The organism is Kitasatospora sp. NPDC059462 (assembly GCF_042749955.1).
In the GTDB taxonomy this organism is placed as follows: domain Bacteria; phylum Actinomycetota; class Actinomycetes; order Streptomycetales; family Streptomycetaceae; genus Kitasatospora.
Genome location: NZ_JBHYUU010000104.1, coordinates 1 through 14,169, shown reverse-complemented (window position 1 = coordinate 14,169; position 14,169 = coordinate 1). Strand labels below are relative to the sequence as shown.

The 14,169-nt window shown below is 73.3% G+C and carries 13 protein-coding genes; 10 read left to right on the top strand and 3 right to left on the bottom strand.

Annotated features, from left to right (window positions below; genetic code table 11):
• The first annotated feature begins 171 nt into the window (after positions 1 to 171).
• Together ACFXAM_RS24130 and ACFXAM_RS24125 are read left to right on the top strand one after the other, a co-directional pair.
• Positions 172 to 885 carry a GntR family transcriptional regulator gene (locus ACFXAM_RS24130; protein WP_380294312.1) on the top strand — a complete coding sequence of 238 codons (714 nt, stop codon included), beginning with the start codon at positions 172 to 174 and terminating at the stop codon, positions 883 to 885.
• 100 nt (positions 886 to 985) lie between these two features.
• Positions 986 to 1,582 (top strand): Uma2 family endonuclease, encoded by a 597-nt coding sequence (locus ACFXAM_RS24125; RefSeq protein WP_380294311.1) that lies wholly within the window; start codon positions 986 to 988, stop codon positions 1,580 to 1,582.
• Between the two features lies 1 nt (position 1,583).
• Here ACFXAM_RS24125 and ACFXAM_RS24120 read toward each other — a convergent pair whose 3' ends face one another.
• Positions 1,584 to 2,264: an ABC transporter ATP-binding protein gene (locus tag ACFXAM_RS24120; protein WP_380294310.1), complete on the bottom strand. Its 681-nt coding sequence runs from the start codon at positions 2,262 to 2,264 to the stop codon at positions 1,584 to 1,586.
• Entirely contained in the window at positions 2,261 to 3,337 is a 1,077-nt protein-coding gene (locus tag ACFXAM_RS24115; protein WP_380294327.1) for an ABC transporter permease, read from the bottom strand. Before ACFXAM_RS24115 ends, ACFXAM_RS24120 begins: the two co-directional genes overlap by 4 nt.
• Positions 3,338 to 3,499: 162 nt before the next feature.
• Here ACFXAM_RS24115 and ACFXAM_RS24110 point away from each other — a divergent pair, with 162 nt between their 5' ends.
• From ACFXAM_RS24110 to ACFXAM_RS24100, 3 genes are all read left to right on the top strand, one after another.
• A complete protein-coding gene (locus tag ACFXAM_RS24110) occupies positions 3,500 to 4,720 on the top strand; it encodes a sensor histidine kinase (protein WP_380294309.1) in 1,221 nt (406 codons plus the stop codon).
• On the top strand, positions 4,717 to 5,367 hold the full coding sequence (locus ACFXAM_RS24105; RefSeq protein WP_380294308.1) for a response regulator: 651 nt from the start codon (positions 4,717 to 4,719) through the stop codon (positions 5,365 to 5,367). The genes ACFXAM_RS24110 and ACFXAM_RS24105 overlap by 4 nt, the downstream gene beginning before the upstream one ends.
• A gap of 237 nt (positions 5,368 to 5,604) precedes the next feature.
• Positions 5,605 to 6,636: a nitronate monooxygenase gene (locus ACFXAM_RS24100; RefSeq protein ID WP_380294306.1), complete on the top strand. Its 1,032-nt coding sequence runs from the start codon at positions 5,605 to 5,607 to the stop codon at positions 6,634 to 6,636.
• A gap of 28 nt (positions 6,637 to 6,664) precedes the next feature.
• Here the strand turns inward: ACFXAM_RS24100 and ACFXAM_RS24095 are convergent, their stop codons facing one another.
• Positions 6,665 to 8,068, bottom strand: coding sequence for an aminopeptidase P family protein (locus ACFXAM_RS24095; protein ID WP_380294326.1), 1,404 nt, complete (start codon positions 8,066 to 8,068; stop codon positions 6,665 to 6,667).
• A gap of 304 nt (positions 8,069 to 8,372) precedes the next feature.
• Between ACFXAM_RS24095 and ACFXAM_RS24090 the strand changes: the two genes are divergently transcribed.
• The 5 genes from ACFXAM_RS24090 to ACFXAM_RS24070 are packed head-to-tail and all read left to right on the top strand — an operon-like array spanning position 8,373 to position 14,064.
• Positions 8,373 to 10,130 carry an ABC transporter substrate-binding protein gene (locus tag ACFXAM_RS24090; RefSeq protein WP_380294304.1) on the top strand — a complete coding sequence of 586 codons (1,758 nt, stop codon included), beginning with the start codon at positions 8,373 to 8,375 and terminating at the stop codon, positions 10,128 to 10,130.
• A 13-nt stretch (positions 10,131 to 10,143) separates the two neighbouring features.
• Positions 10,144 to 11,106: an ABC transporter permease gene (locus ACFXAM_RS24085; RefSeq protein ID WP_380294303.1), complete on the top strand. Its 963-nt coding sequence runs from the start codon at positions 10,144 to 10,146 to the stop codon at positions 11,104 to 11,106.
• The gene (locus ACFXAM_RS24080; RefSeq protein WP_380294302.1) at positions 11,103 to 12,089 is read left to right on the top strand and encodes an ABC transporter permease; all 987 of its coding nucleotides are present in this window, start codon (positions 11,103 to 11,105) and stop codon (positions 12,087 to 12,089) included. The genes ACFXAM_RS24085 and ACFXAM_RS24080 overlap by 4 nt, the downstream gene beginning before the upstream one ends.
• Positions 12,089 to 13,090: an ABC transporter ATP-binding protein gene (locus tag ACFXAM_RS24075; protein ID WP_380294301.1), complete on the top strand. Its 1,002-nt coding sequence runs from the start codon at positions 12,089 to 12,091 to the stop codon at positions 13,088 to 13,090. The genes ACFXAM_RS24080 and ACFXAM_RS24075 overlap by 1 nt, the downstream gene beginning before the upstream one ends.
• Positions 13,087 to 14,064, top strand: a complete 978-nt coding sequence (locus ACFXAM_RS24070; RefSeq protein WP_380294300.1) for an ABC transporter ATP-binding protein — start codon at positions 13,087 to 13,089, stop codon at positions 14,062 to 14,064. Before ACFXAM_RS24075 ends, ACFXAM_RS24070 begins: the two co-directional genes overlap by 4 nt.
• Positions 14,065 to 14,169: the final 105 nt, after the last annotated feature.

Sequence of the window (14,169 nt, the reverse complement as noted above, 5' to 3'; positions counted from 1 at the left end):
GGGGCGTATCAAATAGTGGGCCGCCGACCGTTGTCACCGGGCGGCGGCCCTGCGACCATGGGTCGGGTCGTGCGTCGTGAGTGCCGGCGGGCCGTCCGAATCACGGGATGTTGCACACTCAACGTAACGTGACATTGTACGCTGGTGTTCTGCACTCACCGGAGGAACACCATGGCCGACCTCAAACCCCGCACCCTGATCTCCGTCCAGGAGCGGCTGCGCGACCAGGTCGCCCACGCCCTGCGGGCCGCCCTCATCTCCGGCGAGCTGCGCCCCGGCGTCGTCTACTCCGCGCCCGCCCTCGCCGCCGACTTCGGCGTCTCCGCGACCCCGGTCCGCGAGGCCATGCTCGACCTCGCCCGTGAGGGACTGGTCGAGGCCGTCCGCAACAAGGGCTTCCGGGTCACCGAGCTCACCGAGCGCGACCTCGACGACTTCACCGAGATCCGCGCCCTCATCGAGGTCCCCACCGTCGGCCGGGTCGCCCGCACCGCCAACGCCGACCAGCTGGAGGCGCTGCGCCCGCAGGCCGAGGCGATCGTCGCCGCGGCCGGCAAGCAGGACCTCATCGGCTACCTGGAGGCGGACCGCCAGTTCCACCTCGACCTGCTCGGCCTGGCCGGCAACGCCCGCCTGGTCGAGGTCGTCGGCGACCTGCGCAAGCGCTCGCGCCTCTACGGCCTGAACCGTCTCGCCGAGCGCGGTGAGCTGGTGTCCTCGGCGGAGGAGCACCTGGAGCTGCTCGACCTGATGATCGCCGGTGACGCCCCGGCGGCCGAGTCCTGCATGACCCGCCACCTCAGCCACGTCCGCTCACTGTGGGCCGAGGACCAGCGGGAGGCGGAGGAGGAGTCCCGCACCGGCCTGCGGCTGCGGGCCCGGTAGGGGCGAAACCACCCGTTCGGGCGAAAATCCGCAGTTCAGGTGGTGAAGGGGCCTGCGGCCCTACGATGATGCTCTCGACATCGGCAGCAAGGAGAACTCCATGTCCGCCGCCGCAGTGGAAGAACCCATTGAGCAGCCGACGCTGCTCGAAGCCGCTGAGCTGATCTCAAGCCAGTTCGCCGGGCACCGGGTCGAGATCATCGGGAGCCAGATCGTCGTGACGCCTCCGCCGAATGCTTCCCATGGCCGATCGCTGAGCCGGCTCATGCGCGTGTTGTTCGCGGCGGGTCTGGACGGCGAGGACTGCGAGGTGATGCAGGGGGTCGGGGTCTGGCTGCCGGAGGGCCCCTCGGACTACGCCGTACCGGATCTTGCCATCGTCGATGCCGACATCGACGACCACCTGATCGAGTACAGCTGCTACGACCCCGCTGTCTTCCGTCTCGTAGTGGAAGTGACCTCCTCCAACATGAGTGACGACCTGAAGCGGAAGCCGACGGTCTACGCCATCGCCGGGATCCCGGTCTACGTGATCGTGGACCGGGCCAATTCTCGGGTCATGGTGCTCACCGATCCGCAGGACGGTGAGTACCGGGTGCACGCCGTCCACCACCCGGGCCAGACGTTCGCGCTGCCGGAGTCCATCGGAGTGTCGGTGGCCCTCTCCGTGGACGACGTGCTGGCCGCCAAGAAGTAGGTCACACCGTAGTCGGCACGGTCAGGCGGCCGTCGTGGACCTCGGCGACCTGGTCGACCGCCGTCAGGTGGGTACGGTCGTGGGTGACCAGGACGGTGGCGGTGGCGCGCTGGTGGGTGAGGGTGGTGAGCAGGTCCAGGACGGCGGCGCCGCGTTCGTGGTCGAGGGCGCTGGTGGGCTCGTCGACCAGCAGGACGGTGGGGTCGTTCATCAGGGCCCGGGCGATGTTCACCCGCTGGCGCTGACCGCCGGAGAGCTGGTGCGGCCGGCTGGCCGCCCGGTCCCGCAGGCCGACGGCGTCCAGCAGCTCCAGGGCCCGGGGGAGGGCGGTGCGCGGGGCGCGGCCGTCCAGGTGGGCCATCACCTGGAGCTGCTCGACGGCGGTGAGCGAGGGCAGCAGGTTGGGCTGCTGGAAGACGATGCCGATCCGGTCGCGGCGCAGTGCCGCCAGCGCGGTGCGGCCCAGGCCGGTGGTCTCCGTGCCGTCCACCGTCACCCGGCCGGAGTCCGGGGCGATCAGCGTGGCGGCGACCGCCAGCAGGCTGGACTTCCCCGAGCCGGACGGGCCCACCACGGCGGTGAGGGTGCCCTTCGGGACGGTCAGCGAGACGTCGTCGAGGGCGGTCAGCCGGCCGTCGCCGTCCGGGTAGGTGAGGGTGACGTGGTCGAGTACGAGGGTCATCGGGCACTCCCCAGGGCGGTCAGCGGGTCGACGGAGGTGATGCGGCGCACCGACAGGGCCGCGCCGACCGCGCCGAGCGCGATCATGACGACGGCGGGCACCAGCACGGTCGGGGCGTCCAGGACGAACGGGACGGCGGAGCCGATCAGCGCGCCCAGGCCGGCGGCGAGGGCCGTGCCGAGCGCGGTGCCGAGCAGCAGCAGGACGACGGCCTGGCCCAGCGCGTCGCGCAGCAGGTAGCGGGTGGAGGCGCCGAGCGCCTTGAGGACGGCGATGTCACCGCTGCGCTGGATCGTCCAGACCGTGAAGAACGCCCCGATCACCAGCGCCGAGATGGCGAACAGGAAGCCCCGCATCAGCTGCAGCGAGCCGTTCTCGGAGGTGTAGGAGCCGATCGCGGCGAGCGCGTCGTCCCGGCTGCGGGTCTCGGTGCCGAGGGTGGCGTCGGCGGCACCCAGGTCGGCGCCCTTCGCGGTGGTGAGCGCGATCACGGTGGCGTGCCCGGCGCCGCCGGGAGCTGCCCGCTGCCAGTCGGCGAGGGTCGTCCAGACGACCGGGGTGTGGCTGTAGGAGGCGTCCCCGGAGACGGCCGCGACCGTCAGCGGGTGGCCGGCGACGGTGAACGCGTCGCCCGGGCGCAGCCCGCCGAGGTCCTCGGCGGCGGTCTCCGAGAGCACCGCCCGGCCCGGGACGAGGGCGGCGCCCTGCGGGGCGAGCGAGGAGCCGTCCGGCACGCCGAAGACGGAGAGCGCGGCGGTGCGCGCTCCGGCCGCCGCCTTGGTGGTGGCGATGCCGAGCGGCTGGGCGTCGGTGACGCCCGGGGTCCCGGCCCAGCCCTGCCACTGCTCGGGGGTGACCTGGGAGTCGGTGAACGACAGCTTCTGGCCGTCGGCGGGCCGGCCGAAGGCCAGGTGGTCGGCGGGCAGGCCGGTGATCGCCGAGATGTTCTGCCGGCCCAGCCCGGCCGTCAGGCCGGACAGCAGGCCGACCAACACCGTGATCAGCACGATGACGGTCCCCATCAGGGCGAACCGCCCCTTGGCGAACCTCAGGTCCCTCCAGGCGACGAACACCGCAAGCCCTTCCACTCGATCCACTGCGACACTGACGAGACTGGTCGAAGAAGGGCCCCTCGGGCATCGCACCGGGGATTGCATCCTCGGCATCGAAGGGCAGAAGCGCAGTTCAACCTTTTGATTGATGCCCGGTGGCCGCACGCACCCTAGGCTGGACGGATGGCGACCGATCGACCCCGTACCACCCCCGTCGCCCGCGTCCTCCAGGTCTGCCTGCACCTGCTCGTGGCGGGCCTGCTGGCGCTCGCCGTCGTCCGGGCCCTGGCCGGGCGCGGCGGCGACCCGGCGGCCGTCACGGCCGCCGCCACCGCGATGGCCGCCGTCTACACGGCCGGGCCGCTGATCGCCGCGGTCGGCCGCTCCCGCCGGGCCGCCGGGCTCTGGCTCGCCCTGCTCGGCGTCACCTGGGCGGGCGTGCTGCTCACCACCCAGGACGGTGTCTGGCTGGCCTTCCCGCTGTACTTCCTGGAGCTGCACCTGCTCGGCCGGCGCGCCGGGCCGGTGGCGGTAGGGCTCACCGCGGTCGCCTCGATCGTGGCGTACTCCGCGCACCAGCACACCGTCAGCGTCGCGGCGGCGATCGGGCCGCTGCTCGGCGCCGCCGTCGCCACCGCGACCGTCCTCGGCTACCAGGCGCTCTACCGGGAGAGCGAGGAGCGGCGCCGGCTCATCGACGAGCTCACCGCCGCCCGCGCCGACCTCGACGCCGCCCACCACGCGGCGGGCGTCCTCGCCGAGCGCGAGCGGCTCGCCCGGGAGATCCACGACACCCTCGCGCAGAGCCTCACCAGCATCCAGCTGCTGCTGCGGGCCGCGCAGCGCGCCCTGCCGGAGCGCACCGACGCCGCCGCCGAGTACGTCGAGCAGGCCCGGCAGGCCGCGCAGGACAACCTCGACGAGGCCCGGCGCTTCGTGCGCGCGCTCACCCCGCCCGCCCTGGAGAGCGACACCCTGCCGGTCGCGCTGGAGCGGCTGTGCGCGACGACGTCGGTGCGCAGCGGCCTGCCGGTGCGGCTGCACGTCTCCGGCGAACGGGTCCGGCTGCCGGTGCCGCACGAGGTGGCGCTGCTGCGGATCGCGCAGTCGGCGCTCGGGAACACGGTGCGGCACGCGGGGGCGACGCACGCGGAGGTGACGCTCAGCTTCATGGCGGGGGAGGTGGCGCTGGACGTGGTGGACGACGGGGCGGGGTTCGATCCGTCGGCCGTCGGCGGGCCGGAGGCCGCCGAGGGCGGGGACGGCGGGTTCGGGCTGCCGTCGATGCGGGCCCGGGCGCGGGCGCTCGGCGGGACGTTCGCGGTGGAGTCCGCGCCGGGGGAGGGCACGGCGCTCGCCGTGCTGCTGCCGGTGCCCGATGCTTCGAGGGAGGAGTCCTCGTGACCGAGGCCGTGATCCGCCTGCTGCTGGCCGACGACCATCCGGTGGTCCGGGCCGGGCTGCGGGCCGTGCTGGAGAGCGAGCCGGACTTCGCGATCGTCGCGGAGGCGGCGACCGCCGAGCGCGCCGTCGAACTGGCGGCGGAGGCCGACGTCGACGTGGTGCTGATGGACCTGCAGTTCGGGCCCGGCTCGGCGATGAACGGCGCGCAGGCCACCGCCGCGATCACCGCGCGCGGTCCGGGGTCGCCGCGGGTCCTGGTGGTGACCACGTACGACACCGACGCCGACACCCTGCCGGCCCTGGAGGCCGGGGCCACCGGGTACCTGCTGAAGGACGCGCCGCCGGAGGAGCTGGCCCGGGCGGTGCGGTCGGCGGCGGCGGGGCGGACGGCGCTGGCGCCGACGGTGGCGGACCGGCTGCTGGAGCGGATGCGGACGCCTGCGGCGGCGTTGAGCGTGCGGGAGACGGAGGTGCTGGGGCTGGTCGCGGACGGGCTCACCAACCAGGCGATCAGCCGGCGGCTGCAGCTGAGTCAGGCGACGGTGAAGTCGCACCTGGTGCACATCTACACGAAGTTGGGTGTGGAGTCGCGGACGGCGGCGGTGCGGGAGGCGCGTGCGCGGGGGTTGATCCGGCGCGGGGGCTGAGGGGTGCCCTGCGGGCGGCTTGTGGGGGGTGGGAGTCGCGGGTGGTGTCCCGTGCGGGAGGCGCGTGGGCGGGGGTTGACCCGGCGCGGGGGTGGCACCGAGGGGGTGGGATCCGGCGCGGGGGTGACGTCGAACGCGTGGGATCCGGCGCGGGGGTGAGGCCGGAGGGGCGGGGCGTAGGGTGGGGCGGGCAGCCCGAGAACCCCGGTGCGCCGTGTGAGTGGAGGAGATCCCCGGATGGCCGTGCGACTCGACGAACTCCCCGTGCCCGTGATCGCCGCGCCGATGGCCGGCGGGCCGTCGACGCCCGCACTGGCGGCCGCCGTCAGCGGGGCGGGCGGGCTCGGGTTCCTCGCCGCCGGGTACCGGAGCGCCGAGGACACGTTCGACCAGGTCCGCCGCGTCCGCGAGCTGACGGACCGTCCGTTCGGCCTGAACCTCTTCGTGCCCGCCGGCCCCGGTGACCGGGCGGCGGTGGCCGCCTACCGGGAGCGGCTGCGGCCGGAGGCCGAGAAGCACGGGGTGACGCTGCCGGAGGAGATCGGGCCGGACCGGGACGACTGGGACGCCAAGATCGCCGGGCTGCTCGCCGACCCCGTCCCGGTGGTCTCGTACACCTTCGGGCTGCCCTCCGCCGAGGAGGCGCGGGCGCTGCGGGCGGCGGGCACGTTCCAGGTCGGCACGGTGACCACGCCGGAGGAGGCCCGCCGCGCCGAGGCGGTCGGGATGGACGCGCTGTGCGTGCAGGGGCCGGAGGCCGGCGGGCACCGGGGCACCCACGCGGCGGCGGACCGTCCCGGTGAGCTGCCGCTGCCCGAACTGCTGGCCGCCGTCCGGGCGGTGACGGGGTTGCCGCTGATCGCGGCCGGCGGGCTGTCCGACGGTCCGGCGGTGGCGGCCGCGCTGCGGGCCGGGGCGGTGGCGGTGCAGCTGGGGACGGCGCTGCTGCGCGCGGACGAGGCCGGGACCTCGGCGGCGCACCGCGCGGCCCTGACGGAGTTCGACGCGACGACGGTGACCCGGGTGTTCACCGGCCGCCCGGCGCGGGCGCTGCGCAATGACTTCATCGACCGGTTCGAGCCGTACGCGCCCACCGCCTACCCGGACGTGCACCACCTGACCCAGCCGCTGCGCGCGGCGGCGGCCCGGCGCGGCGACGCGCAGGCGATGCACCTGTGGGCGGGAACGGGCCACCGGGCGGCGCGCGGCGGCCCGGCGGCCGAGCTGGTGACGCGGCTGTGGGAGGGCGCCCGGGCCGCCGGGCGGTGAGGCCCGGCGGCCCGGGGAGCCCGCGGGCTCAGCCCAGCAGTCCGGCCATCCAGGCCTCGATGTCCGGCACCGTGCGGGGCAGCGCGCCGGACATCAGGCGCGCCCCGTCGGCGGTGATGACGAGGTCGTCCTCGATCCGGATGCCGAGGCCGCGCAGTTCGGCGGGCAGCGTCTCGTCGTCGGGCTGGAGGTAGAGGCCGGGCTCGACGGTGAGCACGTGGCCCTCCTCCAGGACGCCGTCCAGGTACGTCTCGGCGCGGGCCCGGGCGCAGTCGTGGACGTCGAGGCCGAGCATGTGGCCGGTGCCGCAGAGGGTGTAGCGGCGGTAGAGGCCGCTGTCCTCGGCGAGCGCCTCCTCGGCGCTGACGGGCAGCACGCCCCAGTCGGCGAGGCCCTCGGCGATGACCCGGGCGGCCGCGCTGTGGAAGTCGCGGAAGCGGGCGCCGGGGCGCAGCGCGTCGATGCCGGCCTGCTGGGCGGCGAGCACGAGTTCGTAGGCCTGCCGCTGGACGGGGCTGAAGGTGCCGTTGAGCGGCAGGGTGCGGGTGATGTCGGCGGTGTAGAGGGTGTCGGTCTCCACACCGGCGTCGAGCAGCAGCAGGGCGTTCGGGTCGAGGGCGCCGTCGTTGCGGATCCAGTGCAGGACGCAGGCGTGGGCGCCGGAGGCGGCGATGGTCTCGTAGCCGATGCCGTTGCCCTCGGCGCGGGCCCGCAGGTTGAACACGCCCTCGATCCAGCGCTCGCCGCGGTGGTGGCGCAGGGCGGCGGGCAGGGCGCGCACGACGTCCTCGAAGCCGAGGACGGTGTGGTCGACGGAGAGCTGGAGCTGCTCGACCTCCCAGGTGTCCTTGACCAGTCGCAGTTCGGACAGCACGGCGGCGAACAGGCCGTCGGCCTGGGCGAGTTCGGGGGTGCCGGGGCGGCCGGTGGCGGCGTCCAGCGCGGGGTCGACGCCGGCGAGGACGCGGGTGGCGGGCTGCGGGCCGGTGAGCAGCTTCTCCAGCTCGTCGAGGTGCTCGACGCGCACGCCGGTGAGCCGGGCGGCCTCGTCGAGGTCGGGGCGGCGGCCGACCCAGAACTCGCCGTAGCGGCGGTCGCGGAAGAACTCGGCCCCGCGCACCGGGTCGCCTCCGCGCGGGGAGCGGGGGCGCAGGTAGAGCACGGGCTCGTGGCCGTCGGGGCCGGTGGGCTCCAGGACGAGGACGTGGCCGACCTGGTCCTCGCCGGTGAGGCCGGTGAGCCAGGCGTAGGCGCTGTGCGGGCGGAACCGGTAGTCGACGTCGTTGCTGCGGACCTTGAGCTGTCCGGCCGGGACGATCAGCCGCTCGCCGGGGAAGGCGGCGGAGAGTCGGGTGCGGCGGCCGGGGGTCACGGCGTAGCCGGGGACGCGGTCCTCGGCCGGGAGCGGCGTGGCCGCCCAGGAGGTGCCCATGAAGGCGTTGAGGGCGGCGGAGACGGGGAGGTCGTGGCTTCCGGTGTTGAGGCCGGTCTGACGGAGGGTCACCGGGTGGCTCCTAAGCGGGTGGTGCGGATCGGGGTGGGGCGGGGGTCGGCACGGACACAGCTCGGTAACGGGCGGCGTCACCTCTTGTGCAGTGCAATTTCACATTACTATGTTACGGGTCACACCGCGGAGCGGCTAGACCCCCTGAGGTCGCCCTCCGAGGCTGGTCCCGGATCCACCCCCGGGGCGGACGACGGGCCTTCACGGCGGCCCCCCACTGCGGAGTCAAGATATGAACAGGCGTACTCAGACCGCCCTCGCGGCGGCCATCGCGGCGGCACTCACCCTCGGCCTCGGGGCCTGCGGCAACAAGGACAAGGGCGACGACGGCTCCGGCGACGCCGCGGCGACCTCCACCAGCGGCCCGGGCGCCGAGAACGGGACGATCGCGGGCGGTACGCCGGTCAAGGGCGGCACCCTGACCGTGCTGACCAACCAGGACTTCGCCCACCTCGACCCGGCGCGCAACTGGACCCTGCCGCAGATGGACTTCGGGACCCGGCTGATCTACCGCACCCTGGTCACCTTCAAGGCCGAGCCGGGCGCCGCCGGCAGCGAGATCGTCCCCGACCTCGCCACCGACGTCGGCCGCCCGTCCGACGGCGGCAAGACCTGGACCTTCACCCTGAAGGACGGTCTGAAGTACGAGGACGGCACCCCGATCAAGTCCTCCGACATCAAGTACAACGTCGAGCGCTCGTTCTCCCCGGACCTCACCGGCGGCCCCGACTACGCCGTGCAGTACCTGGCCGGCGGCGAGAACTACAAGGGCCCGCTGACCGGCGAGCACCTGCCGAGCATCGAGACGCCGGACGACAAGACCATCGTCTTCCGCCTCAAGCGCCCGGTCGCCGAGTTCTCCTACACGGCCACCCTGCCGACCTTCGCCCCGGTCCCGCCGGCCCAGGAGAAGGGCACCCAGTACGACACCCGGCCGTTCTCCTCCGGCCCGTACAAGATCGAGTCCTACGACCGCGGCAAGCAGCTGGTGCTGGTCCGCAACAGCAACTGGGACGCCGGCACCGACACGGTCCGCAAGGCCTACCCGGACAAGATCGTGGTGACCCAGGGCCTCAAGGGCGGCCAGGTCGACGACCGGATCATCGCCAGCGAGGGCGCCGACGCCTCCTCGATCGAGATGCCGTGGATGCGCCCGGAGTCGGTGCCGAAGGTGCTGCCCAAGGCGGACGTCAAGGCCCGCATGGTGGCCGAGCGCACCGGCTGCACCGACAACCTGTACATGAACACCTCCAAGGCGCCCTTCGACGACCCGAAGGTGCGCGAGGCGGTGATGTACGCCGTCGACCGCGAGGCCCAGGTCACCGCGTGGGGCGGTCCCGCGCTGGCCGAGGTCGCCACCTCCTACCTGCCGCCGTCGCTGACCGGCGGCGTGAAGGCCGACCCGCTGAAGATCCCGGCGACCGGCGACCCGGAGAAGGCCAAGGAGCTGCTGAAGGCGGCCGGCAAGACCGACCTCAAGGTCTCGCTCACCGTCTCGCTCGGCGACAAGACCCGCGGTGAGGCCATCCAGCAGTCGCTGTCCAAGGCCGGGATCCAGGTCACCGTCAACACGGTCGACCCGTCGGCCTTCACCGACACCCTCGGCGACGCCAAGAACGCCCCCGAGCTGACCATCAACGGCTGGTGCCCGGACTACCCGTCCGGCGCGACCTTCCTGCCCTTCATCTTCGACGGCCGCACCATCAAGGAGAAGGGCAACCAGGGCAACTACAGCCAGTTCCGCGACCAGGCCACGATGGACGAGATGGACCGCATCGCGACCCTGACGGACGTCAACGAGGCCAACAAGGCCTGGCAGAAGCTGGACGAGGACCTCATGAAGAAGGCCCCGGCCGTGCCGCTGATGTGGCAGCGCCGCGCGCTGCTGATCGGCACCAACGTGGCCGGCGCGTTCGGCAACTCCGGCTACGCCGGCATGATCGACATGGCCGTGGTCGGCCTCAAGGACCCCTCGAAGAGCCAGGGCTGAGGGAACCTCCGCCATGACTAGCACTTCCACCGAGCCCGCCGCCGCGCCCGTCGCGGCGGCGGGCCCCGCGAAGGCCTCCGGGCGAGGGCCCTGGCGGCTGGTCTGGGACCAGCTCTGGGCCAAGGGCTCCGCCCGGTTCGGCCTGATCACCGTCGCCGTCCTCGTCCTGCTGGCCGTCCTGGCCGGCCCGCTGAGCGCCCTCGGCGGCTGGTCCCCCGAGGAGTTCGACAAGCGCGCCATCGACCCCTACCTGGGCGGCGTGCCCAGGGGCGACTTCGGCGGCATCGGCGCCCGGCACTGGCTCGGCGTCGAGCCGGTCACCGGCCGCGACCTGTTCGCCCGGGTCCTGCACGGCGGCCAGGTCTCGCTGATGATCGCCTTCATCGCCACCGCCGTGGTCGTGATCGTCGGCACCCTGGCCGGCATCGCCGCCGGCTACTTCGGCGGCCGGGTCGACGCCCTGCTCTCCCGGCTGATGGACCTCACCATGTCCTTCCCCTCGCTGATCTTCATGATCGCGATGATGTCGGTGGCCAAGGATGTCAACCGGATCCTGCTGATGACCGCGGTGATCGGGCTGTTCGGCTGGCCCGGCATCGCCCGCGTGGTCCGCGGCCAGACCCTGTCGCTCAAGCACCGCGAGTACGTCGAGGCCGCCAAGGTCGGCGGCGCGCGCTCCTGGCGCATCCTCACCCGGGAGATCCTGCCGAACGTCTCCGGCCCGATCATCGCGTACACCACGCTGCTGATCCCCGGCATGATCGCCACCGAGGCCGCGCTCTCCTACCTGGGCGTCGGCGTCCGGCCGCCCACGGCCTCGTGGGGCCAGATGATCTCCGAGTCGATCGTGCACTACGAGACCGACCCGACGTACTTCCTGATCCCGACGGTCTTCCTCTTCGTCGCCGTCCTGGCGTTCACCCTGCTCGGCGACGCGCTGCGGGACATCCTCGACCCCCGGGGAGGCCGGTCGTGATCCTCTACCTCGGCCGCCGGCTGATCGGCGTGGCCGGCATCATGCTGGCCATCTGCGCCATCACCTTCACCATCTTCTACCTGCTGCCCAACGACCCGGCCGCGGCCGCCTGCGGCAAGACCTGCAGCCCCGACCGGCTCGCCGAGGTCAAGGCGGCGATGGGCCTGGACAAGCCGATCTGGGAGCAGTTCGGCGCCTACCTGGCCGGCATCGTGGCCGGCCGCGACTACGGCAGCGGCCCCAGCGCCGTGCACTGCGGCTTCCCCTGCCTCGGCTACTCCTACGAGTACTCGCTGCCGGTCTGGGACCTGCTGGTCGACCGCCTGCCGGTCTCCGTCTCGCTCGCCATCGGCGCGGCCGTGCTCTGGCTGGTCCTCGGCCTCGGCGCCGGCGTCACCTCGGCGCTGCGCAAGGGCAGGCCGGCCGACAAGGTCCTCATGGTGCTCTCGGTCGGCACCGCCTCGCTGCCGGTCTACTTCACCTCGATCATGCTGATCTGGGGCGTCGTGCGCAGCGCCGGTCTGCTGCCCTACCCCTCGTACCACAAGTTCACCGACAACCCGTTCGAGTGGGGCTCCAACCTGCTGCTGCCCTGGATCGCGCTGGCCCTGCTGTACGCGGCCCAGTACGCCCGGCAGAGCCGCAACTCGATGATCGAGGCGATGGCGGAGCCGTACATCCGCACGGCCCGCGCCAAGGGCCTGCCGTCCCGCACGGTCACCGTCAAGCACGGCCTGCGCTCCGGCATGACGCCGATCCTCACCATCTTCGGCATGGACCTCGGCGGCCTGCTGGCCGGCGCCGTCATCACCGAGTCGATCTTCGGCCTGCCCGGCATCGGACGGCTCTTCTACGACGGGCTGCTCCGCTCCGACCAGCCCGTCATCCTCGGCGTCACGTTGCTCGCGGCCTTCTTCATCGTGGTCGCGAACCTGCTGGTCGACGTGCTCTACGCATTCGTCGACCCGAGAGTGAGGTACTGATGACCGCCCTTCTGGAGGTCGACGACCTCAAGGTCTCCTTCACCACCCCGCGCGGCGTCGTCCGGGCCGTCGACGGCATCGACTTCACCGTCGAGGCCGGCCGGACCCTCGGCCTGGTCGGCGAGTCCGGCAGCGGAAAGTCCGTCACCTCGCTCGCCGTCATGGGCCTGCACCGCGGCGCCGCCGTCACCGGCTCGATCCGGCTGCACGGCCAGGAGCTCAACGGCCTGGGCGAGAAGGAACTCGGCACCGTCCGGGGCCGGCGGATCGCGATGATCTTCCAGGACCCGCTGTCCAGCCTGCACCCCTTCTACACCGTCGGGGAGCAGATCGCCGAGCACTACCGGGTGCACTTCAAGGCCTCCCGCAAGGCGGGGCGCCGGCGTGCGATCGAGATGCTCGCCGAGGTGGGCATCCCCGAGCCGGCCCGCCGGGTCGACGAGTACCCGCACCAGTTCTCCGGCGGCATGCGCCAGCGCGTGATGATCGCCATGGGGCTCGCCTGCGAGCCGGAGCTGCTGATCGCCGACGAGCCGACCACCGCGCTCGACGTCACCGTCCAGGCCCAGATCCTCGATCTGATCGCCCGGATCCAGCAGGAACGCGGCCTCGGCGTCGTGATGATCACCCACGACCTCGGCGTGGTCGCCCGGGTCGCCCACGAGGTGCTCGTCATGTACGGCGGCCGCGCCGCCGAACAGGCCCCCGTGGAAAGGCTGTTCGCCGCCCCCGCGCACCCCTACACCCGCGGGCTGCTCGACTCGCTGCCCCGCCTGGACGACACCGACGACGCCCCGCTGCGGGCCATCCCCGGCAGCCCGCCGTCGCTGATCGCCCCCGCCCCCGGCTGCTCCTTCGCCCCGCGCTGCGCCCGCACCACCGCCGCCACCGCCGAGGACCACGCCCGCTGCCTGTCCGAGCGGCCCGGCTTCGGCCCGCTCGCCCCCGGCCACCAGGCCGCCTGCCACCTGCCGCTGGTGCCGGAAGGAGCCCTGGGATGACCGAGCCCCTGCTGTCCGTACGGGACCTGGTGAAGGCCTTCCCCGGCCGCCGCTCGCGCACCGGCAAGGCCGGCGCCCCGATCCGGGCGGTGGACGGGGTGAGCTTCGACGTCGGCGCCGGCGAGACGCTCGGCCTGGTCGGCGAGTCCGGCTGCGGCAAGTCCACCACCGGGCGCATGATCGTCCGGCTGCTGGACCCGACCTCCGGGACCGTCACCTTCGACGGCACCGAGATCGGCGGCCTGAGCCAGGCCGCGCTGCGCCCGCACCGCAGGCACCTGCAGATGGTGTTCCAGGACCCGTACTCCTCGCTGAACCCCCGCCAGACGGTGGCCCGGATCATCTCCGAGCCGCTGCTCGTCCAGGGGACCGGCGCGGCCGAGGCGCGCAAGCGGGCGGCCGAGCTGATGGAGCTGGTCGGCCTGATCCCCGAGCACCTGGACCGCTACCCGCACGAGTTCTCCGGCGGCCAGGCGCAGCGCATCGGCATCGCCCGCTCGCTGGCCACCTCGCCGCGGCTGGTGGTCGCCGACGAGCCGGTCTCCGCGCTGGACGTCTCCATCCAGGCCCAGGTGGTCAACCTGATGGAGCGGCTCCAGGACGAACTGGGGCTGGCGTACATCTTCATCGCGCACGACCTCTCGGTGGTCAAGCGGGTCTGTGACCGGGTCGCGGTGATGTACCTCGGGCGGATCGTCGAGATCGGCGACAAGCACCAGGTGTACGGCAACCCCGCCCACCCCTACACCAAGGCGCTGCTCTCCGCGGTGCCGCTGCCGGACCCGGCGGCGGAGCGGGAGCGCGAGCGGATCGTGCTGCTCGGCGACCCGCCGAGCCCGGCCGACCCGCCGTCCGGGTGCAGCTTCCACCCGCGCTGCCCGAAGGCGCAGGAGATCTGCCGCACCGAGCGGCCGCTGCTGCGGATCGCCGGACCCGGCGGTCGCGAGGCGGCCTGCCACTTCCCGGAGAACTGACCGGGACCGGTTCTCGCGGCCGCGGGCGTCCGCCGATGGGCGCGCCCCCGGCCGCGGCTCGACCGCCGTACCGTCCGAACCACCCCCACGCGGACGGTACGGCAC